Here is a 24,565-nt window from a genome sequence, read left to right as displayed (position 1 = left end):
AACCAATGGGGTCCAGCTCTAAAAGGCGTACGCGCCAAACAAATGAAAGCAGCTAGAAGCGAGAGCTACCTTGAAAAGGTACTGAATAGCAAATGATTTTTCATGCTCTCACCCTGGAATATTACCCGCCTCCAATAACATGTTTTGACCATTGATAATGCCGTTTGCTGCGGCAAATGCAGGAAATGGAACGAGCAAAATAGTTTTTGCTTCGTTATCTTTAAATACTAGCGACGACTGTCTATTTGTTTGCTAAAACCAAATATCGAAGATTAAATAAAGGAATTAACATTCCTTGAATAGCGTACGTACACAGCGGTGAGTGATTTTCGAGTGATATGTTTCACAAGCTTTCCTATCTAACCGATAACAACATAAACCTGATTCAAAGTACTGACATTATAGATGTCGATTAAGTATACATTAATTGAATACAAAATGTGCGCGCCAATGTTAATTTAATGATAACCCCATGTGTCAGCAGTTTTTTATGAATTTCAAAAAGTAGCAACACATTTTAATCCTCAAGCAATTTGCCATTTTCCAGTTTAAATTTCTTAAACTGTGTGCCTTGCAAAGTGCTTCTTTGTGTATTGTCTTGCGCTTGAAATAGCTGTGTATATAGCGAGTTAGGGTCTGACAACAATGTGCTCGCAGAGTCGTCTTCACATAGCTGGCCCTCTTCAATCACCCACACGCGCTTAAAGTCTTTGGTATCTTCAATGTGGTGGGAAATAATGATTAGGGTTGCTTCTTTCCATAACAGTTGCGCTTTGCGCAGGAGCCGTTGGCGCTGCACTTTTGGTAACCCTCTAAAAGGTTCATCCATAATCACAAGACGTGGAGATGGTTTGTTAAACGCGCGGGCTATACGAACTCGTTGCCCTTCACCGCCTGAAAGCATGCCACCGCACTCACCTAAGGCGTCAATCTGTTCATTGGATAGCTGATTGAGTAGATCTATAAGCTCTGCTTGTTCATATACAGTAGGCGTTACATCTCGTTGGCTATCATTTCCATACAGTATGTTTGCTGCAAGTGACTGATTCCAAATTTGTACTTCAGGGGCTATCCACACCATCTCTTGGTGTAGCTTATGGATTTGTTCCCCTTGATACAGGCTTCCATCAACAACCAGCGTCCCCACATTGGTAGGTTTATATAGCCCAAGTAACAACCCAGCCAGGCTAGATTTTCCCGACCCCGACTGGCCTACAATAGCGATATGTTCTGAAGGCTCTATACATACATTCCAGTCTGATAATACCCGTTGACCCGTTAACTCCAGATCAATGTTGTTGAGCGTTATTTTGGCTCCATGAGATTGATTTTGCTTTATGTGCGTTTTTTCTTCCGAGTTAGATGTTTGTGGGTACCAAGTGGTGTTTTCGTCTGGTACCGACAGTGGTTCCAGCGCACGTATTAAGCGGTTGCGTAGTGAAGGATACTGTTGCACATTTTCAGCAAGCATTCCGCCCAGTTGAGGTAAGTACAGCATCCAATACAACAACACTAAAAGCCCACTGGCATCGCCGCCAAAATCTACGTATGACAATACGACCCATACCGTCAACGCTGAGCCGACCAAAAAGTTAAAAAGTGCGACATGTTCATAGCTTGCGCAAAAACGCCAACCCGCTCTAACCCAATTAACTAGCAGCCGTTCATGCTCTATTCTCACAGCTGCGCCACTACTGTGGCTACGAATGGTTTTTAGGCCGCGAAGCGCATCTAAATAAAAGTTACTTAATCCGCTGATATGCGTTCTAAACGTGAGGTCCTGCTCCTGCATTAAAGGTTGAGTTGCAAAGGTACAAGCAAGTATCGCGATACAACTAAAAGCGATAATCACGGTACCTTGTGGAAATAACACCGCAAGACCGATAGTAATAAACACAATTTGCAATGTAATTTTTAAGACGTTAAACCCTAGGACTGGTATATTACGTAACTGGCGAAGCTCATATGCACGTTGGATCATGTCTGAAGATAATCGACTGTTAAAGTAGCGCTCACCAAGATTGGGGAGTTTCTCCAAAAAGCGTTGCCGAATACGAACTTCAATACGCCGCCCTATGGCACGAGAAGTTACCGCTAAAGGCCACTCAAGTAACAGTAGTGCAAAGAAAAACAGCAATACAAAGTGCATGATTTCAAGCTTTTGTGAAAACAAGCTAATTTGCTGACTCATTTCAACTAAACCTCGTAATACAACCACCTCAAGCGCCAAGCCAAAACTAGCGAGCAAAACCCCAACAAAAACCACCATGGGATGTAACAAGCCATCCTCCATGAGGGCTTGTAAAATAGAGCACTCAGGGGTTACACTTTGCTCATCAAACTTTGCTTTTCCACAGTCATTACTCGGCTCATTCGACCTTGGGGTTGTCGAACTTTGTTTACCTGCAACGTGTATTATCACCACCCCAGACATGTATACAATGCCTTCACCCTCAGGCTCTGCAATATAATTATCAGGCGAAATGAGTTCCGGTGTTTGATAGCTGTGGTTAAGCAATAAAGCAGCCTGTTCACCTGGTTTTATTGCGCCTGAACGTATCACCTTCATAGTCATTGTGGTTGCGGCATCGAGTTTAGTGATACTTTGCCAATCATCGCTTTGCAACGCAATATCAATACAGGATTGTGCCCAATCTGCATCATTACAAATAGTGAGCATTCTGACTTTTAATAATTGCGTAAACTCACCAGATGTCACCCATTGTTGCCAAGCGCTCTCATCTATCAGTAGCTGGTGTGTATATAGCCTCTCTTGCAATGATTTGAGCGTTACCCAGTGTCGTCCAGTCCCGGGGTCCATGATTTGCACCCAGCCTGAGACTATACGCCACACTACAATAAAATGCGGCATGCCATTTGGTTGCACAACCACGGCTATAGCGGGTAATACTTCCGCCTCAGGTAGTAAAAAGTGCTCTTTTGGTGTGAGTAATTGAGTTGCATTGAGTCCAAAGTCTGTTAATACATTTTCAAGTGCCTCAATTGATGTGCCATCAATATCAGTGTGGCAATACTCTCTAAGAAGCTCATAACTTGCGTCAATGTTAAAACCAGATAACACTGCTTTTAAAACAGCCGGCCCACAGTCTAGCGCTGAGCTTTGGATAACTTCAGGAATGAAAAAAAGACGTTCTGAGTTATGCATATTCAACCTAAAGTTACTGTGTGAGATGAAACAAGTAGGATGCTGGAGATTGACTATCAACCTCAACAGCAAAGCCTATGTCAATACTGTTACCTAATAGTGTATCCACTTCGAACGTTGCACTCACAGTGCCTTGCGTCGAGTCAACTTGGGTAACATACGACTTGATAGGTTTAAGGGGAAGTGTTGTAGCTCCCGATAAGGTGATAATGGCGGGCTGGCCCTCATGAACATCTTCAATATGCTCTTTACTAATCACGGCATCTAACTGATATTGTCGATAAGGTGTTACCCTGCCTTCTTTCATTCGCCACACAGGCTGAGCTTCTAGGGTCACTTCAACAGACTCACTGTAAGCAAGGTGTGTTATGCGGCCCATAAAAAACCACATCATCCACAAGAACAGCAATATTGAACCTAAACTTAGCCCAATCCATGAACGATGACGTTCGCCATTGAGAGCGTGTAACGTTTGGGAAAAATGAACAGCCAAGTTAGTTACCTCCATTCATGGGGCGTTCGCGGAGGGTTTGCATCCTGACTTCGAGTTTAATTATCAAACTTTGTAATAATGCACTGTCTTTAGATATATCACTATATCTTGTGACTATCTTAGTTTTGGCGATGCCATTGGCAATCAAAAAGTCTTGTAGCGCGTTTATGTATTCATTGTCATTAGCTTGTTCATCGGAAGTATTAACTATAATTTGAGCGTCATAAACCAACGTGCGCGCGAAACGTTGCATAAAAGTGCTAAGCGTTAACTTTGCTTCGTTGGTTATTCTGTATTTTCTATCAAAATGCTCGGCGAATAATTCATGAACATATAATACTGTGCAACCATCTGGGGTGACCTGAACACCTTCTGGCGTATTTAGGCATTTATCCAAGTAATCTTTTACGGCATCTTCATCACTATCTACTGGGCACCCTTGGGCATCTACACCATATATCTGAGATTCAGCCAAAGTATCAAGGCATGTATCTAACACGTCTATAATACCGTCTTTATCCTGGTCTAATGGGCAACCAGAGCTATCGACACCTTTTGCTAGCGCTTTTTGTGTATCCATACGACAGGCATCAGCATGATCAGATACATTGTCTTTATCACTGTCTATGGGACAGCCAACAGCATCCACGCCGAAGCGCAGTTCGTTTTGTGCATTATCTGGACAGCTGTCTCTATAATTGGCAACGCCATCATTATCGTTATCAACAGGGCACCCTTTGGCATCCAAACCGCCAGCTTTCTCTCGTTTGCCACTTAATGGACATGCATCAAGATAATCAGGAATATTATCAAGATCCGTATCTATAGGGCAGCCCTCAGAGTTAACGCCTTTACTCAGTGCTTGCTTTCTATCATTTGGACATAGATCTCGATAATCTGGCACGCTATCTTGGTCACTATCGTTAGGACACCCTTGGGCGTTCAGCCCCTTACTTTGTGCTTCTACTGAATCATTTACACAATTGTCGAGATAATCCGGCACATTATCCGAGTCTGAATCAAGTGGGATCCCGTCATTATTCACACCTGCGCTGATTGCCTCTTGCGTGTTATTGGGCGCTTTATCACGGTAGTCTGGTATTGAGTCGCCGTCAGTATCTTTTGGACAGCCTTGTTCATTAACACCGTTTACCAACTTTTCTTTGGCATCATTTGGGCACTGATCTCGATAATCTGGTACGCCGTCGCTATCGGTCTCTATTGGACAGCCTAGGAAATCCCCATCAAGATAAATTCCCTTACTCAGCTGTAGCTTTGTATTGTTCGGGCATACATCTAATTTATTAACCACACCGTCATCGTCGCTATCAAGTTCTACACACAGGTTGAGTGACTTTGCTCTAGGCTCACTGACCGCTTTGTCCTGTAAAGTTCGATATTCAAAGCGACCGTTCATAAACGATTTGATGATATATGTTTTGCCGCTCACATCGCCATTATCTTGGAAACCTACCGTGCCAGTGAGGCCTCTGCAAGTTGGTGAGTAGCGTATTTCGTCAGCGATTTTGCTTGGCTCTGATGTTCCTGCTCGTTTTATCGCTCTCAATATGACATTGATACTGTCATAACCAAGCGTTGCAAACCTATCAGGAGCTTGTTGGTACTGCCTTTCAAACTTACTGATAAATGTGTTATTTAATTGGCTTGTTGACTTAAATACTGTTGGCACAGAGATATTAATCTGAGAGTCTTCATTTTGTTGAAGTTTGCCTAACTTTTCCCAAAATGATTGGTTATCTAAGTTCTCCCCTCCCACAAATAAAACATCATCTAGCCCGCGTTTTTTAAATTCTCGAATGATTTGGATTGCCAATGTGGTATCGGTAAATAAGAAAATGGCATCTAATGGGTTTTTTCTATGCGCTCGTACAAAACTAACTGCATAATCGGTGAACTCACGTTCAGGCATGTCTGAAAAAAATGAGCGTTGAATAGCGGTATCTATACCATAGTTTTCTTCCGCTGCTTGAGAGAATGCCTCACTTAACTCTAGTGCCCCTTCGCTTCGCTCATTAAACACTGCAACCCTTTTGAAGCCTTTGTGTCCTGCAAACTGTGAAAGTTGATGACCAAGTTCAATATTGGTGGGTAACATTCGATATACATAATCAAAATTCATTGTTGTGAGTAACACGTTGGTGGCCGTGGGTGCGATAAACACTTTTTGATTTTGCTGGTAAATTTGTGCGGCAGAAAAAGCACTAGCCGAATACTGATGGCCTGTTACGGCAACCACTTGCTTGTTGTGATATGAGAAATCTCTTGCAACAACACGGGAGTATTCTTTGATGCCTTCACCAGCAGTCAAAATAGAGGTTGTTTCTAGCGCTTCATACAGCGCCTCTTCTCGCTCGTCGATTACGAGTTCAACCGTTTGGCCTAACACGCCGCCTGCGTCATTAACTTCCTGTACAGCAAGTTTTGCGCCTTCTACAAACAGCCCTCTTCCTTGTGGCCAAGCTACACCGATAGTGATAGTACCGTCTTCTTGAAACGCTTTTATTTGTTTGGATTGCTTTGTGTCGCAAGCCATGAGCAATAACAATAAACCACATAAAATAAATACTTTATGTATGATGCTTTTATTGATAAAGAGCGCACTCATTTGGCTCAAATTATTCATTTTTTCAGCCTTTGCTATTGTTTGTCTTGTCGCTCTGGTTCAGAGTTATCCGCCCAATCTCCAGCGTTGAGCATCAAAGGCAAGCCGTCTTTTTGTCCGCCGATGATCACCACTTTTGCATTATCCGATGACGCAAGATCTTTCGTTGCTTGAATACCATGCCAACGCAAAACCCTATCGCTCATAGTGGCGTTTATTTTCTCTGCGTAGTCTTGTATACCAGCGGCTTCAATACGTTTGCGCTCCGCTTCTTGTTGCTCTGCTTTTAATTTAAATGTGTAGGCTAAGAAGTGTTGCTCTTCTACGAGCTTTTCTTCTATTGCAGTGCGAACGCCTGAAGGCAGAGAAACACTGCGTATGACGATGTCATCAACAATGACAAACTTTCTACCCACTTCTTCTATTGCTCGTGCGATTAACTTACTAAGCAACATACCTTTGTTGGTATATATTTCCTCTGGCGTATGGTTACCCAAGCCCTTACGTAAAACCGACTCTATTTGCGGTAATATAATTCTATTTGGATAATCTGGTCCTACCTTTTGGTGCAATACACCAAGTAATTCAAAGATTGGTCGATAACGTACAGCAACCTTGAGCGTAACGGGCAAGCCTCGATTTGTTAGTACATCAAATTCATGGCGAATGATTTGCACTCGGGTATCGTAAATTGCCGCATAATTGAGAGGAAACAGAAAGTGTATCCCTTCAGTTAAGATATGATCGGTTACTACCCCGCCATCAAATGGGCGATATAACACCCCCCCTTCCCCCGCCTCAATGTAAACAATGGCACGTTTCCAAAGCACAATAAGCAACACTAACGCTAATAAGACCAAAGCAACCTTCGCAGGCATTTTTAGCGAGATATGGTTTTTTATCCGCTGCCAAAATTTCATCATAGGCTTAGGTAAACTAGCCTTATCAGGAGACTCATTTTTAGGTGTATCAGAAGTGTGAGCCATAGTTGTTTATTTCCTTTAAGGATGGGCGATAATTAGCAATGCGTTGCTTCGCTTTAGTACACAAGGCAATGCAATATTGAATGTTTTGGGGTCTAGCGAGCTAAAGCTTTCATCTAAAATGATTAAATCCGCTCGCTGAAGGAGTGCTCTGGCGATAAACACACGACTTTGCTCTCCATGAGATAAATTCCAGCCTCCTTCACCAACCATTTGGTGCAACCCCGCAGGCATTTTATTAATTAGCTTGCCAAGGCCTAGCTCGTTGCAAACCGTTTGAGCATCAATTAAGTCAGCTTCACTTGGCGGCCAACAACGTCCCATTAGTAGATTGAAAGCCAATGTTTGCGAAAACAGATAGTTGTCGTGAAATTGTGGGGCCATGACAATCTTTTTACGCCATAGCTCATTGTAAACTGCTTTGAAAGACGTACCGTTTAATGAGAGTTCACCTTGTTGCGGCATATATGCGCCCGCGATTACATTACCTAGGGTAGACTTACCGGCACCTGAGTTACCTTCTAGCAACATTTTATCTTTTGCGTTGATACTAAAGTCACAGCCATCCAATATTTTGCGCTTATTGAATGAAAAGTGTAATTCACGAGCTTGTATAGTCGGATATTCTGCGCCTTTTGAGTCTGCATGAGTAAAGCTTGCTTGAGATTGAGTTGAGTTTGCGCAGGTTTCGGCTGCGCCTTCATACATAGGCCGTAAGTTTACCCAAGCACATCTTGCTTCGAGCAAATATTTTACACTATTGGCAAATTGCTCAAGAGAAATAGCCGCGAGTAAAATAGCTCCAATACAGACTGACAAACTCGCAACATCTACATTATCACTTGTCAGTTCAGGCATGAGCAGAAGCAACGACAAAAACAGCCAAACTCTTCGGCCAGCAAATGTCGTTAATACCGCTCCCCATTTGTCGAGCTGCTCGCAAAGTTTTGTATAGTTGCTCAGGTCTTCATCTTCTACTAAGTGTCGTTGCTCGGGCATTTCTTGAATAAATCGAGTCCGGTGACCTACCAATTGCTCAGATAGTTTACAATTTAATTGTAAATCAAAGGCAAGCCAGCGTTTAATCTCTCGATAGTATTTCAAACTTAACATGCCTATCAATATTAGCAGCGTAGTTAACAGTATTGAATGTGACCAACTTACCCCTGCGACTGCCAAGATGATACCTGCTAAAAACACTTGAGTTAACGCGGTGATAGCAATAAATGACATGCCAAAGCTTTGCGCTTCGAGTAAATCAATGTCCATCACTTGACCCATAAAATGGCCACTACTGTGACGGCGAACGTCATTGGGCTTTAGTTTTAAGATCCCCTGCAATAGCTGTTTACGAAGTTCTGCGCCAAAATCAAGCGACAGCCTATTTTTAATCTTCAGGCTTAAATAGTAAAAAGGAATGGCACTGAACAGCAGTAAAGCCCAAAGTGAGAATACACTGTCATGATCATTTGTTTCAAAAACACCGAGTCCGATCACATACCAACTTATAATCAACATTATTTGAAATAATAAAGCAGCGCCAATACTCAGCATTAGACCTTTTAAAAACTTTGCCTGCTTGAATTGTGCAAATATGTTGTCATATGCAGCAGGGTGAAATATCCACGCTTGTATAACGGGTGTATTTGATAATTTTTCGATTAGCAATGACTCAAGTACTTTTTCATGCTGCTTAGTAGGTAGCCCCAATGGTAAAAGTTGCTCTGACAATGATTGCCTTAAGGGGAGAACATGCTCTTTTGTGAGTATATCTTTGAGCTTTGTTAAAGGCAGCAGGCTAAATTGTTGCTTGTAATTTAGTATTACCGCATTTTGGCGTTTAGTTTTAAGCAATACGATAAAGCCATTATCTGGCATCATCAAAATACACGGGCCGCAACACTTTAACATTTTAATTACATCGGGATAGTTTGATGTATTGCTTTGAATGTCAACACCTGAGCAGTTGGCAACTTGCTCGAACCAATCATCAAGGTTTACATCACTCCTATTTGCATTTTTCGTTGCTGAGGCAAATTCTGGGCATGCGCTAGTACCCCTAATATCACTTGCTAAAAAAGAGGCGGCGACATGTAAATTTGACAACGGCCAGATCAAATCATCCATAATTGTAGATAGAGCAAAGTATCCTTCACTATTTGAATTATATAAATAAAAACAGGTTAAAACGATTAATAATCACATGCAATGCCTATTATGTCAAACGATAAAAGCATGATTTAATCATTCTTCATGCGGTATTTCGCGTTAATTGATGCGAAGGTATGTTGGAGATGAGGTGTAAACATAAGGCAGCTATCATTTTACAAAGGCGTTTTACAGCTAGTATTGCTCCTGAGAAGACACAGTAAGCTTTGTCTCTATCCTCTGCCACAGTATATAGATTAAAGGAATATTATTTATGACTCGATATTTTAGGTGGCCAAAATCACTATGCCACTACAAACCGACTCGGTATGGATTTGGGCTCTATAAGTAGAGCCGTACACACTCGTAGGTGGTAAAGCCGGTTTCCAGTGCGATGAGTGTCAGAAGCATATTAACCACGCCGCGCTCTGGTAGTTTTGCACATACCAGGGCGCCGAGTGGCGCGCCGATGATCACGACGGGGATTGCGGCGTGCACCATCAACTGAATGTCGGGGGTTAATGTGTGTAGCAACGCAATATTGGTAAAAGTGCCCACCACTGAGGTGACGGCCATGATGATCACGCTGGTTGCGGTCGCGACTTTGATGTCTTTTTTCAGCATTAAAACGAGATAGGCAAAGATAAAGATATCGGCTCCTGAGCCAACCAGGCCGCTGGCCAGCCCGCCAATAAAGCCCACCAAAGGAATGGCCCGGTAGTCGGTTGAACATTCGTGGATATGAGACTGGATCCCCACTCTGAGCTGCTTTATCAAAGTGATGGCAAACAACACCAAAAGGACACTGAATAATGATTTAATCGCCAGCCTTGGCAGCAGATCACTTAACCAGAGCAAGGAGACGATCACTCCCGGGATTGCGCCGGTTAATGCGTTAAATACGACTCGATGATAAAAACGGATTTTAAAAAACAAAATGGTCAGTGTGGCAGCAACCATGCCAAAAGATTGAATACCCAGTGAAAACACTTTGGCGGTGGCAGGTTCTATCGCCAGTACTTTGGTCATCACCGGAAACGCGACCGCGCCGCCGCCCAGCGCCGTACCGCCGGCAATAAAGGAGCCGAACACCATGGTCAGGGCAATCTGTATTTGCTTATGAAAATTGCTCAGGGCTAACTCCGGGCCAAGGCTTACCAGCCAGAAAAAAACCAGGCAGGGATAGACCAGCAGCATGATTGAGCGTTTCTTTATTTTGTGGCGTAGGGTGTTTTGCAGCATACTTTCTCCTTAAGTACCTGCATTGTATCCTTGATATTCATTAAATTGGAACAAAAACTGCTCAAAATTTCTTTACAGAAGATGATTTTTTTGTGACATAACCTTTACATCCAGTGCCCTGTTAGTGGGTTGCTTCGGGCATTACTACCTGATCCCGGCCATTGCTTTTAGCCTGGTACAGGCACTGATCGGCACATTTAAATGCTGCGTCCGATGTGCCCAGCTGCTGTACATTCATCGCATGGCTGACACCAAACGAGGCGGTCACACGCAGTGTGGTGTCTCCCAGTTTAAACGGGGCGTCTCTTAGTGCATTGACCATGTTTTGGCTAAATGCCTGAAAATCATCACGCTCTTTTGCCACCATCAGGAATTCTTCACCGCCCCAGCGGACAAACAACTCATCATCGGCAACAAACTTTTGCAGTCGGGTTGCCGCCTCGGCCAGCACCCCATCTCCCTTGTCATGGCCATAACTGTCGTTGATCTGTTTAAAGTGGTCCAGGTCGATCACCACCAGCCGGTATAACGCATCGGTGCGCAACCTTTTCGGCTTTGTCATTTCCTGCTGATACAAACGCCGGTTGGCCGCCTTGGTGAGCGGATCAACAAAGCTCAAATCGTACAAGCGGCGGTTGTCTTTGCTCACAGCTCTGGCCCGCAGTGCCAGCCACCCGGCGCCAGTGAATGCCAGGATCAGCCACAACACCAACAGCCTGAAGCGCTGTTTATCAAGCAATAGTTCAAGGTTAGATAACCGGCTTTGAGCACTTAACAGGTCACGCTCCTGAGCAATTTGCTGCACTTCCAGGGCGGTATCCAGCGCAACCAGCTCATTCATGATCATGGCTTTTTCCTCTACCCTGACCTCTTTCAGCAGTGCCAGTGCCGCTGCTGCCTGGCCATGGCTTTCCAGTACTTGTGCCAGAAAAAGCCGACTTTTGAGCAGCCAGCGGGTGTGATTAAGCTGGCTAAATACCGCCACGGCCGACTGGGTTGCCGATTGCGCAGCATCAATTTTTCCGCCAGCATAATGCGCAAAGCCCAGCTCCAGCCAGCAGATCCCGTGCTGCATAGGATAGTGTTCTGCGCTGGTCATATTGATGCAGCGGGTGGCTTTTTGTGTCGCGCCATCAAGGTCTTTTTCCAGATTAAGCAACCTGGCTTCATTTTTAAGTGCCACAATTCGATAGAAACCCCCGGTATCCTCATCCAGATAGCTGAGCGCCTGTTCGAATTTCTCTCTGGACTGGCTGACTTGCCCGGCGCGGTTATGTGCAAAAGACTGGTTCAGCAAGATCATAGACATGTACTCAGGGGTGGCACCGGCATAACGGCCGTAAAGTGTTTCGGCCTCACTCAGGTACTTTAATGCGCTTTGCCATTGCTCCAGGTGCACATACAAAAGCCCAAGATTATTGTGCAACAGCGCATGCAGGCGGTCATCGGGCCACGCTTCAACCTGCTTTATCCCTTTCAGAAAATACTGCTGCGCCTTAACCAGCTCATTGGTTGCGTTAAAAACCACACCAGCCGTGTTATAAAGCTCTGTTAAAAGAAACCCGACATGGTGTTTTTGCGCAATCGTCGCCCCTTCCACAATGGCAGTGCGCGCCGCTTCCAGGTCGCCTGTGCGCAGCGCAACCTTTGTCCGGGCTTGTGCAACCCAAGCCTGCAACCAGTGTAGCTGATTTTTTTGTGCCAATTCAGAGAGCTGCTTATCTAACGCAGCGCGTTCGTCATCGTCGCTCGCGGCGCGTCTGGCAGTCCACAGCACATACACGGTTTCGATTGGCTTTAAATCAGGGTTGTCTTGTTGCCACCGAGCCAGTTGCGATAATGCCGCCTGCGGCGACTGTGCGGCCAGTGCATACATATCGAGCAGCGGATGCGATGGGTCTCGCTGCTTTAACTGATCTTCGGGCGGTATTACTAAGGGTGCTTGAGCTGGGCGCTGCATTTTGGCACCGTGCAACCAAAAGGTATCCAGCGTTGCCACTATCAGCATAGAAACAAAAAATAAGCTCAGCGCGAGAAAGGCTTTTTTATACATAACCCGGGTCATTCAAGGGTGTTTACTAAATTATACAATAAAGTGGCTAACTAGCCATGAAGCTAGCCATATGCCAGTGACCGAATTATTGGCGGTAACATGAGTGTTGCTCATACGTTGATTTGAGCAAAGGCAATCATCTATACCAAAGCGTGTAAGCCTTAATTTTCCATGTCCAAATGACAGTTTTGACCGTAACCTGTTCACTTTGGGCAAGCCAGCAAGCTGATAATCGCCTAACGCTATGAAAAGTACTCACTCAGCTCTTGCCCATCATTACCCTTGACGTTAAATCCATACGCTTTTTCTCTGTTAATTTTTCCACTATTTTTGATAATGTGTAAAAACATCCACTCAATTTTAAACTGAGGATCTTTAAAATCGTCATACAAGAAGTACTTCCCTTGTAAGAGCTGATGGTAGAAAGATGAATATCGCGTTGTTATGCTCTCAAGATCTCTGCTTGTGTTTTTCAATAAAATGTTTACAGAACGAATATCCAAGAAGTTTCTGGGTACTCTTGCATTAAGCATTGTTTCTAATGATTTTATGAGCTTAAATCTAATTTTTTTGATGTTGGTGTTATGAATAAACTGCGTAATACGCTCTTTATTTGCAGAGCCTGAACCTACTTCAGTAATAAAAAAATCACTTCTAACTTGGTTTAGAATATCCAACTGCATATCATTAATGATTAACTCGTAGGGGTTGGCGTTATCTTGAGATGCAAAATACTCCTTCTGCTTTTCAATGTAACCTTCAAAGCTGCCAATTCCCATCCCGCCACAATTTGAAAGCTCGTCACTAAGATTGTTTGAAACCAACTCTTTAGCCTTTGCCACAATACAGTTGTAAAATTTAGCTGATTCACATAGAGCTTCAAGTAAATTATGCAACACAAGCGATCTAGGCGGCCAGGAATCAATACTTCCACACCCTATAAGTTGCTCTGACTTTTCAATTGCCATATATAGATACTGAATACTATCTAGCAGGGAAACTGGCAACTCTGTATATTTATTGTCTTTAGACAAATGCAAATGAAGATTTCTTCTCCCTTTTAGCCAATACAAGAGAGCTAAATTTTTCTGGTATTGTGGGAGCACTCTGTCAACTTCTATGGAATCAATACAGTTGTTAAGTGTTCTAATCCTATCCGATATATCACTTGTATCCCAGCAGGCATAAGTGTCTGTTGAACCTTCCTCTTTGCCTTGCCTGAGGTGAGCAGTTCCTGCTTCTTCTTGATGTACACCTGTCAATTTACCCAGTGCCTGAGCATACCAAAGGTTCATGATGATATTGGTATTTTTTGCATGGCTCTGATGCCAGGCAGTCAGCTGCTTACTGTTAATTCGATTTTGAAGCTTTTGAGCAAAACCATCCTTGGGCTCACTCTTCTCTTCCCACATATCTCTTTGATGATGGTACAGCCCTTCATCATGCACCTGCGTAGCTTTTGCGTGCAACTTGAATATCTCAGTCAACCAGTCATAAAATCTATACTTTTTTTTGTATTCATCTTTCAATTTATTTATTCTTTCACTACAACCATTCCATGGCAAAATCTCCATAACGCCTATATAAGTAACAATAAAGTTCAAATAAACATAACTCGCTCTTACCTTGAAGCCTCTCTCAATTAAAGATTCAGCTATAAGGTAGTACATTTTTACGTATGAAAACATAGAAAAGCAGCCTTCAACACTACTATCTTTACTCGAATCAAGGTCTTGATAACAAACTGATTGTTTGTATAAAAAGTCAGAAAAAGAAACGCTGCCATCAATGAGTTCTTCAGAACATTGCGGAAAGATGATTGAATAAATTTTCTCTATATAACTGTCCCACCTCTCACTAAACTCTTCTTTCCAATCATTTTTATCATGGTAATCCCCTTTCCTTTGGGTAAGCCCATCCACATACTCACCAACTATATCATTAATCTTAATAATAAAATTTGACTGCAACCAAGTAAGCAGTATCAAGCATGTCGTAAAGTCAATCCCTTCAATTTTCTTACAATTAGAAAATCCGTTATTTTCCTCAATGAGTTTTTTTACAAACTCACCGACTCCATCCCTTACTCCAACAAAGTTATTTGAATAATAATGAACCAGCAAAGTTTGGTATATAACATCAGGATCGACGGACTTAAGATATAGACTGCCATTGTATTTTCCCTGGCCGACATTAACATTACTCCAGGTAAGAGAGCGCTTTACCTCTTCCATCTCTATCCTTGGTGTCTGATTCGTCTTTAGCGACAGAGAGTTCAATGACAACATGGAAAGAACCAGAACCTCCCTATGTCTTATATCTCCATCTTTGAATAACTTTTTAAATATTACTTTCAACTCAGTACTGCGGTAAGGCATACCCAATGACTGGCAAGAAACATTTAACGCCTCTCTGTAATACCTCCATGCTAACATGTAGTTTCTTCTAACTTCAGAAATAAGACCTTTTTTAAGTAATACCCGAATTAGCATATAGTGAGACGAAAAACTGGGTCCTCCGTCATGCCTCCAGGTTTCACCTTTTGGCTCTCTCAATACTTTTTTTAGCAGATGTTCCGCGTTGCTGTAATGACTGCTGGCTTTATCATAAGACCGCTCCCATGTATTGATATCACCCAGAATGACATCTACATCAGCCCTTGCCTGTAAGCTTGTTTCAATGCCACTTCTATCCAGCCACTGTCTTTGTGCTTCGTATATTTGAATTACCTTATCGTAGGAACTTAGGCCAAAGGTGTAATTAGACGCTTTTGCTCCCACACTTTTTGAAATATACTTTATTTCTTCTTCATGATGATTGAAAAACCTGTATTCAAATAGTCCGCGTCTAACCTTCCTAATAAAAGAGTAATTAACATGTTCTATGACGTCTTTGATCGCATTTTTAAGATGTGGCTCGGCATGTATATCTATTCCCTCGTATGTTCTGTCCAAGTAAGAACCCGAAAAAGGAAGCTCATGGAACTTAAACAGGTCAACAACAGAGTTAATTGTTGAAATAAGTAACTTATCGTCATTCCCCCCAAGCTTTGCTTCCATTTCCCAGGAAACCATTTCGTAAGCATTCGCGGCGAGCAGGATCCTGGAGATCTCTTTCTTATCCAGGTGAAGATATTTTAAACGCCCATTCTCAATATTAAGTTTGGGGTGTTGTACAGAACTCTGCTTGTTATGACGTTTATAGTTTTCTTTCGTTGACTGTTCCAGAAACTGGTGGAGTAGAACTGTTAATCTTCGATAGTTACCCCATGAGTGAATAGTAAGGAAACGGATAAAACGGTTTAAAATAAACTGATAGTTTTTATAGACAATTAGATCATCGCCTTCTATTTCTTTTTTCTTACCGCCTTGCTCTTCCCATCCAAAAACCCATCTTATGTATTTATTTTGTATTTCATCTGAACGACTAATCACGGTATCATGATTTGGTTTTGAAAAACCTGCTTTATCATAAAATCCCTCCATATTCTTAGAGCCAAAGAGTACATTCATTGTATATTCAAAAACCATACTATGTAGTACATTGGGACGACGATCAGAGTAGTCAGACAGTAAACTGGGAACGTAGAATATTTGGTCAAAAACCCCTTCATAAAGTGCATTTTTGGAACCCGACTCAGAGTGGTAGTTATCGACAATTTCCCTATCGCCAATAAAGATAAACCGGCAATATCCACAAGTTAGAATTGACTTCATTCTACCAAGAAAGTCTTCAATGAGATCCCGTTTTGTGCCTTCCGGTTGCTCTGTATTTTTATCTCCTAATTTATCAAGCTCATCAAAAACGAAAACAAATGTGGATCTTTTTTTCTCAATTTTCAGCAGTTCGAGCATTTTATTTTCAACTTGCCTGTCTGAAAGCCGCCTTCTTTTATACTTAGCTTTATTAGCTACATTGCTCATGCCAGACTTTAAACTGCTCGACATTTCTAGTTCCTGCTCATAGTCGGCTTGCATCAGTAAGTTTTTACATTTACTGAACCAATTAATCCGACTCGCAATGTTTGGTACCCGGAAAAGTAAAATCGAAGGTATACATAGTAAAAAGAGTATTAAGGAGGTGACTTTTTGCCAGAAATTTACCGCCATAAACCGTGTAGAAAATCTCGCGCAGTAACTTTGTTCACTTAGTACCCGGTCGTACATTAAGCTAATGCAGTCCATCATAACGCCACGAAAATGAAGAACCTTTGAATCGCTTAAGTTAACGTTAAGCTTAATTACCCTTTTGTGATCAGATAGAACATCTGTATAAAACTGTTTAAAATGATTGTTGTATATCTTTATTGAGATCTTTGGAATGTTTGAGATGAATTGCCTGGTTGCGAATACTACTTCCTTTAGCTTTGACTTAGCTTTATCTTGCTCATCCTCGTTACTATTACCCGCTGCCTCCTCAACTTTACATTCAGTATTGTTATGATCTTTATGTTCTACAGGCCCGGCATGAGATTCAACTTTGCTTTTGTAATCTGCTAGTACTTTTTCAACTAATTGACTTTTACCTACTCCCCTGTATCCACCAACCAAATAGCACGCGCCCAGCTCCTCCGATTGTTCTAAGGCACCCAGAAGATCTATTCTCAGTGAGCTTCGGCCAACAAAAAACCGACTTATTGTTTTCGGAAACTCAGAGTCTTCATGTATAGGAAATAGAAAACTCGGAAATTGATGTGTAACCTCTTCTTTTTGTGACGAGCCTGAACTTTCACCGCGCATAAATCAACCCAAAAAAAACCAATATATAAACAAATAAACAACAAAAACACACAAAAAACAACATTTAACATTGGGAGTGTCGGTTTTGGGCTTCCGTCCATCCAGTCAGCCATAATGCATCACCTTCGATATTCTCTGGTGAAGGTTCAATTTGTTGACCTAAAAATTTTGTGTCGTATCGTCCGCTAATTATCAATGCAGAGAATTCACCACAGAACCGGAATATGATTGTATTTAAAATAAAAAAGCATACCTCAATACTGGGGTATGCTTTACGTTGGACTATCGTGAGTCACCACGAATTTTGCTCTATGTGACAGGCTAATTTATGGTCCAGGCTTGCTGTTGCTGGCGTGTATCAAACTCCCAGCTATACACCAGCGGCTCAACACCTGTGCTGTAATACCAGATCTCGGCTGTTAACTTTTGCTCTGAGTGTGGCAGTTCAATTTGGACCGTTAATCCAGTGCTATCAACAGGTGCTCGTAAAAAGCAGTTATCATCGTTGATGAGCGCGGCACCTTGCTTGCAAACATTAAGATAGGCACGACTGTTTACCACATTTGGCGCAACAGAGACGGTTAGCGGCACATCGGTCTGAAAATCAAATGACTCATCCACGACCACCGCTTCCATTCCCTCTCCAGCAGACGCTTGCTCTTCCACCGGCTGTTCGTTCAAACCCTGCTCTTGGGTGCTGTCCTGTTGCGGCTCAGTCGCCCTCGTTTGCGAAGCGACTTCATTCGGTTGTGCCTCGGTGGTGCTTGATGTGTTCACCTGCGCAGTGCTGCTCGCAGGCTGGCTTTGCCCTTCTGAGCCACCCGAGCCGCCACCGCATGCCGTCAACATAAAAGGGATAAGAATTGCGATTAACTTGTTCATGATGTTCTCCTAGTTTTGTGCTGCGTTGCTGATGGTGTGTTGATAGTCAGGTACCGGGTTTTCGAACCAGGTGGCATTGAGTGCGCCTGCCGACTCAGCAAAGGTCGCGAATTGCGGGTATGCGCTCGACATATCCACGCGCTCCATTGGATGGTCCCACTGAGCATTGATGATCAGAGCCCAGGGCAAACCCGTTGAGGTTTGGAAATATCCATTGGTTAATGATGTATCATCCCCCTGATTTAGGTAGCTGCTATCAAAGGCTTCGGTTGGCTCATGGTTTTTAAGGTGAACTTCCCAGCCTCGGCCATTGTTTTGGTCAACAAAAGGACCGTGGTAATGGCCATCAACCGCAAAAATAAATGGGTCTACCTTGGCGCTTGTCGCAACGTTTGCGTTGTAACTGGTAGCCAGTGGTATAGAAATTTCAAATGGATAAGGTGCTCTTTGGATATCACTACAGCCGCTTTCAGTTCTAAAGAACTTACAGCCTGGCTGGACCGGTACCATCTCTCTGGTGTCGGCAAAGATCACCACTATGGCTTCGTTTCTATTGGCTTCCAGCGGGCTGCCAGCGTGTTGCGAGCCATCAATGGTCAGCTCAATCTGCGCTTCATCCACATCCCGACGGGCGATGTCTTTTAACCGGATGGCAAAGGCATTGTGGTAACCTGCACCCACCGCGATAAGCGCCCCCTCAATGTGATAGCGAACAACCTGGTTACCAACCTGACTGGTCGTCACACGATATCTGACCACCACATCATTAAAATCGTAATCGCCTTTTTGCGGCCACAAGTCTTCAAATGCCGCCGTTTTCCACGAGGTCGAGTTCTGGATCAGGCTGCTGGCAACAACGGATACCTTTAAATCTTCCACTTCGCCATTATCAATGCCCCCCTGAGGCGCAATATCACGATTGTGAGATACTCTGAATCTGGCCCAGGTATCGCCAGCCACTGCATCAACGGGTACCGGCACCAAAATACGGTTCTCACCGGCAACGCCCTGATATTGGCTTATCACTTGCTCCGCAGCTTGAAACTGCCCATCCCCGTTCCAGTCAATCCAGCCATTCACATAGCCAGACTTAGATAGCGTAAAGGAGATCAGCGTCTCGTACCCGGTTTCTAAATTGGTTAAAAAGCTAATGCCATTGTCATCATCTGCCGCTTTGGGCAAGTGCTCTGCACTCACGCTCTGACCAAAAAATAAGTCGCCAATATGATGACGTGCACCATTGGCACTAAGCGACGTGCCATAACTGTCGGGTGCATCACCGTAGTCTATGGTTGGCTCTTGCGTGTCATCAATAATGGGGGCTGTTGCGCAACGTGCACCGTCATTGGTGTTCGACAGCGGGCCATAGGCAAATAATTGGGTGTTAGCCGGGTTGTTTATATCAATCTTAAAAACATGGCCGTCCTGGTTTCTGCTGATATAAAAGTTGCTCTCAACGTCAAAGTACACCGCGCCAAATGTGCCCGACTGACCCACATTGCCCAGGTTGGTACTGGTGCCGTTCGATACGTCAATGCGATACAAATTACCATTGCTGTCTACACTGTAGGCCAGGCTGGCATTCTCATCTGGCGCAAACGCCATATCGAAAATATTGAGGTTGAGTGCGCTGCCATCAATGACTCGCTGTGCTTGCAGATAATCGCCGCTGTCTTCATCGAGCGATACACGGTACAGGCCCAGGCTGGCACCCTTTTTATAAACGTAAAATGCGTTTTCATGAATGGCAACGTCACCCACATAAAAGTTCGTATCCGGAAACCCCGACGTCATTATGGGCTCAAGGACGTAATCTTTTCCCACCCGACCGATATCCTTGTTGCTGTAATCCCAGCCATAGATGTAGCGGTCATGAACACTAAACCCTATGCCATTGAGTTTATTATTGGTGCCTACACTTTGCGCAAAGGTGGTATACGACCCCGACACCAGATTAACACCGTACATAGTTGCAGTATTGCCCTGCACCAGGAATGCTTTTGACGGGCATGTGTCAAACGGGGCGGCTGATACCCCTGCACAAAATACGCAGGCTCCAAAAACTAGTTTTTTCATGTGACTCTCCAACGTTTTGTTTTGCTACATTGGAGACTGCAAGCATGAGGCCAATTTTAAACCATTGAAATTAAAGGGTTTAAAATTTCGTTGAAAGAAACTTTTGCAATCTGCATGGCAGTATCAAAATAAAAATGCGATTTAAAAATGCGCAAATAGTTGGTCCGTCACTCTGAATAGCGGCCCGCTAGAAAATAACGCCACGCTTGGCAGCATGGTTTACCCGCTGGCAGGTGCCCAAAACCAACCTGCATGATTGTTTATCCAGGCGGCTTTGGTTTTTAACCTTGTTATAGCCTGAGTATTACTCAGTGCCACACGCCTACGCTCATCTCTGAGGTAAACCCGGGGCCAAATGCCGCAAGCAGGCTGGCATCGCCGCGTCTGGCGCTGTCAAAGGTACGCTTTAAGACATCAATGACAGCCACGCTGGAGGTGTTGCCCGTTTCGGCCAGGCAAGCTCGGGAGCGTGCAACCATCTCAGGCTCAAGCGATAAACACCGAACCAGCTCATCGAGAATACGCTTACCACCGGTATGAAAAATGGTGCTGTCGACCTGATTGGCATCGCGCGACAGGCTGCGTCTGCAAAATGATTGCAAATAAGGTGCTACATGGGGAATTGAGTGCATAACTTCCTTATCCAGAGAAAACTTAAAGCCCTGGTGGGTAATATCATACTCAATGTAAGGCATGGTATCTTTAATAGTCACACTCTGATTATTAATAAGCTTAAGGCCTGGCACCTGGCTGTCACCACGCATTACCACAGCCGCTGCGCCGTCGGCAAATAGCGCATCGCTGATAAAGTCCTGTAAGCGGTTGGCCTCTTTATGAAAACACAATGAGGAGGTTTCAACGCAGACGATCAGAACATTGCTGTTGGTACGATTCTGACAATACTCAAACGCCCGGCCAATCGCCGAGGCCCCCGCCACACAACCCAGTTGTGCAATAGGAATTTGCTTGGTTTCGTTTGGCAAGTCCAGGCGGTTGATCAGGTGCGCGGTTAACGAGGGCATCATAAACCCGGTGCAGGACGTGGCTATCACCATATCAATCTCGGCCTTATCCAGTTTGGCATTATCTATCGCCTCCCTGGCAACGGTTTCGGCCATGTCGATAGCCGCATCCTTATAACGGGCGGCCCGCGCGCCAAAGTCCCCAAGCTTAACAACCTCAGTCAGGGGTAAGATCAGGTGCCGGTTTTTCACTTCGGTGTTTTGGATCATTTCAAACGCCCGCTGCTTGTAGGGGCTATCGGGGTGACAAATTTCAATCACAGTCATGATGTCATCGGCATTGGCTAAATGCTCGGGGTAAAAAGTCGCTGGTTTGCATAATGTGGTCATGTTGTATCTCCTTTTAAAATTCATACAACAAGACCTGTGGCACAGAAATAAATTTCACATAAATAAAAAATAAAATTAACAAATAAATTTTAAAATAATTCCTTTTTTAAATTTAAATCAGATAATTAGACAGAAACACACAATAAAAAGCTTTCTATAGTTAACAAGCAGGCATACATTTATTTTGGTATGAAACGCGCTGAGTACAGTGAAGGATGTTAGTCTGACCATTGATTGTCATAAATCCTGCCGCCTTTGTTTAACAAGCGAATTTTTCAGTTCTTTGCAATGTCATAAACCATCATTACGAGTTTTATCACACAATAATGCAGAGCCATGCACTGAAAAATGAGAACAGGCGCCATCAAAAAATAGCGCCCGCACTAAACCGCAAGTATATTAAACGACTACTTGTGACCAAACTGAAGGTGGTCAAGCTCCAGATCATTTTCGGTGTTTTCAATAAAGATCCGGTAAATTCCCTGACTGCTCTCAATACCAAAGAAATGGTCGTCTTCAACGGTACTGTAGAATGAGTCATCAGCAATTGATACATAACCCGAATCACCAATCATGTTCCCTTGTTCATCGTAGGCTATAAAGCGGGTTAGACCTTTACCATCAACCCAAACCAGGCCTGCATAATTAGGGAGCTTGCCGAGTGTATTTTTATCAAATGTAAAGCTGACTCCCGCTTGCGTGGACTGGTTAACATAATAACTTCGACAGCCTGTACAGTACCCATCTATCTTTCCATCGTCCGCGTCCACAGAATCAACATAACGAGCAGTATTACGCACCAAACCACGGCTAGCACTCACGCCTGGTACACTAAGGTGACCCGATTCAAATGTCTCCAGATGACTGTAAAGCGCACTCTGAGCATAGGAGTAAAACGGACTGTCACGTTCAAAATCTCGATAAGATAATGGCTTAATGGTCTGTGGTGCCCCCAGATAACCATATTGCAGATGATCTATCTCCAGGCCATCGATTGTATTTTCAATGTACAGCCTGGCGATGCCTTTGTGCGCAGTCACGCCAAAAAAGTGATCATCCGAAACAGTGCCATAAAATGAATCATCAGCAATAGATACCTGACCAGAATCAGCAATCACATTGCCAAACTCATCATAAGCTTTAAAGCGTGTTTCGCCTTTGCCGTCGGTCCAGACAATTCCGGCATGAGTCGGCAATGTACCTAACTCGGCTTTATTGAAGGTAATCATCAGGCCCAGCTCGGCTGACTGGTCAACATAAAAACTTTTACACGACGCGCACTTGCCATCAACAACCCCATCGTCACCATCAACAGAGTCAACAAAACTAGCTGGTGCGCGCACCACTCCGCGTGAAAAGCTCGCTCCTACAGCATCACCCATGCCATGCTCAAATGTTTGCAAATGAAAATACCCAAACACATCTTTGAGTGCATAAAAAGGGCTATCCTGTTCAAAACTCAAATAAGGGGTTGGACCAATAGGCAAGGCGGGTTGAAGGTTTTGGTAACCAAACTGAACATGATCAATTTCCAGATCATCTTCACTGTTTTCGATATAGATACTGGAAACACCGCTCTCTGAAATCACACCAAAAAATGTATCATCCGCCGTGGTACCATAAAATGAGTCGTCAGCAATATTGATCAAGCCTGAGTCTGCTATGACAGCGCCTTCGTTGTCATAGGCAATAAAACGCGTTAACCCCGCACCGTCTACCCAAACAACACCCACATGTGTAGGTAAGTGTCCCAGGCTCACAGCGTCAAACGTTATTGTCACACCTTGCTTGTTACTTTGGTTCACATAAAAGCTATGGCAGCTTACACACTGCCCATCCAGTACACCATCGTCAGCATCTACAGAGTCGACAAAATTGCTTGGCGTACGAACATAGCCATCTGAGAAAATAGCGCCTTTTTCAAGATCTGTGCTGCTTTCAAAATCCAGCAGGTGGAAGTAGTCGAATGCACTCTGTTCGCTATAAAAAGGGCTATCCTTCTCAAAGCTTGTGTAATTCAGAGGCCCAATTGGCTCTTGGCGTTCCTGCAATCTATGGCCAAATTGCAGGTGGTCAAACTCCAACGCATCAATGGTGCTTTCAATATAGATACGCGCGATACCCTGCTCATAAAAAGTACCAAAATAGTGATCATCTCCAGTGGTTCCATGAAATGAACTGTCCGAAATGTCCTGAGGGTCAGACTGAGCTATCACATTGCCAGCTTCGTCGTAGGCAATGAATTTTGTCAGCCCCTTTCCATCGGTCCAGACCAGACCCGCATCTGTAGGTAGTGCACCAAGTGCTTCGCGGTCAAACGTAATGTTGACCCCTAACTGGTTCTTCTGAGAGACAAAGTAACCACGGCAACCACCACAGCGACTGTTTATTACGCCGTCGTCACCGTCTACCGAATCCACATATTTCGCAGGTGCACGAATATAACCTTGATCAATTGTAACACCGGGTACTGACACGCTACCTGATTCGAAATCATCGAGGTGGAAATACGATAAATGTGGTATGTGCTTAATTGGGCTATCTTCATCAGACAAGTAACGCTTGATAATCACTTGCTCCAAAGCAAAGGTGCGCAGTGATAGCATCAACAACGCAACCCAAAGAAGTTGAGTTAATTTCATTATTATTTCCCTTATTGAGTAGATAGTGGCAGGGACATTGAGAGTATGCCTGCTGAGAAATACTATAAAATGATTTCTCATCTGTAGCCAGAAGCCCAAATTCTACTCTTATTATTAGAAACTGTTTTTGATCTACCCTTTCTAAGGTTAATAGCGTTTGCGATCA

The 24,565-nt window shown here is 43.7% G+C and carries 12 protein-coding genes; all 12 read right to left on the bottom strand.

The features are described from left to right. Positions 1 to 517: 517 nt before the first annotated feature. Positions 518 to 3,166 (bottom strand): ATP-binding cassette domain-containing protein, encoded by a 2,649-nt coding sequence (locus TW77_RS20515; protein ID WP_046006837.1) that lies wholly within the window; start codon positions 3,164 to 3,166, stop codon positions 518 to 520. 13 nt (positions 3,167 to 3,179) lie between these two features. Continuing rightward, a complete protein-coding gene (locus TW77_RS20510) occupies positions 3,180 to 3,545 on the bottom strand; it encodes a hypothetical protein (protein ID WP_156158722.1) in 366 nt (121 codons plus the stop codon). A 115-nt stretch (positions 3,546 to 3,660) separates the two neighbouring features. After that, positions 3,661 to 6,303: an ABC transporter substrate-binding protein gene (locus TW77_RS24480; protein WP_052713292.1), complete on the bottom strand. Its 2,643-nt coding sequence runs from the start codon at positions 6,301 to 6,303 to the stop codon at positions 3,661 to 3,663. A gap of 14 nt (positions 6,304 to 6,317) precedes the next feature. Beyond that, positions 6,318 to 7,268 carry a prohibitin family protein gene (locus tag TW77_RS20500; protein WP_052713291.1) on the bottom strand — a complete coding sequence of 317 codons (951 nt, stop codon included), beginning with the start codon at positions 7,266 to 7,268 and terminating at the stop codon, positions 6,318 to 6,320. A 15-nt stretch (positions 7,269 to 7,283) separates the two neighbouring features. Continuing rightward, positions 7,284 to 9,392 carry an ATP-binding cassette domain-containing protein gene (locus tag TW77_RS20495; protein WP_046006835.1) on the bottom strand — a complete coding sequence of 703 codons (2,109 nt, stop codon included), beginning with the start codon at positions 9,390 to 9,392 and terminating at the stop codon, positions 7,284 to 7,286. Positions 9,393 to 9,755: 363 nt separating this feature from the next. Further along, positions 9,756 to 10,655 (bottom strand): sulfite exporter TauE/SafE family protein, encoded by a 900-nt coding sequence (locus tag TW77_RS20490; protein WP_052713290.1) that lies wholly within the window; start codon positions 10,653 to 10,655, stop codon positions 9,756 to 9,758. A gap of 121 nt (positions 10,656 to 10,776) precedes the next feature. After that, the gene (locus TW77_RS20485; RefSeq protein ID WP_046006834.1) at positions 10,777 to 12,708 is read right to left on the bottom strand and encodes a tetratricopeptide repeat-containing diguanylate cyclase; all 1,932 of its coding nucleotides are present in this window, start codon (positions 12,706 to 12,708) and stop codon (positions 10,777 to 10,779) included. A 242-nt stretch (positions 12,709 to 12,950) separates the two neighbouring features. Further along, positions 12,951 to 17,447: an ATP-binding protein gene (locus tag TW77_RS20480; protein ID WP_046006833.1), complete on the bottom strand. Its 4,497-nt coding sequence runs from the start codon at positions 17,445 to 17,447 to the stop codon at positions 12,951 to 12,953. A gap of 321 nt (positions 17,448 to 17,768) precedes the next feature. After that, complete coding sequence (locus TW77_RS20475) at positions 17,769 to 18,329, bottom strand: hypothetical protein (protein ID WP_046006832.1); 561 nt, start codon at positions 18,327 to 18,329, stop codon at positions 17,769 to 17,771. A gap of 9 nt (positions 18,330 to 18,338) precedes the next feature. Beyond that, the gene (locus TW77_RS20470) at positions 18,339 to 20,405 is read right to left on the bottom strand and encodes an LruC domain-containing protein (RefSeq protein ID WP_046006831.1); all 2,067 of its coding nucleotides are present in this window, start codon (positions 20,403 to 20,405) and stop codon (positions 18,339 to 18,341) included. Positions 20,406 to 20,713: 308 nt separating this feature from the next. Then, entirely contained in the window at positions 20,714 to 21,757 is a 1,044-nt protein-coding gene (locus TW77_RS20465; RefSeq protein WP_046006830.1) for a type III polyketide synthase, read from the bottom strand. Positions 21,758 to 22,164: 407 nt separating this feature from the next. Next, positions 22,165 to 24,399, bottom strand: coding sequence for a hypothetical protein (locus TW77_RS24475; RefSeq protein ID WP_052713289.1), 2,235 nt, complete (start codon positions 24,397 to 24,399; stop codon positions 22,165 to 22,167). Between the last annotated feature and the right edge of the window lie 166 nt (positions 24,400 to 24,565).

Origin of the sequence: Pseudoalteromonas rubra (assembly GCF_000967655.1) — a bacterium.
GTDB lineage: Bacteria > Pseudomonadota > Gammaproteobacteria > Enterobacterales > Alteromonadaceae > Pseudoalteromonas > Pseudoalteromonas rubra_A.
Note: the sequence above shows the minus strand (reverse complement) of the source record. Positions and strands in the feature narration are given on the sequence as shown.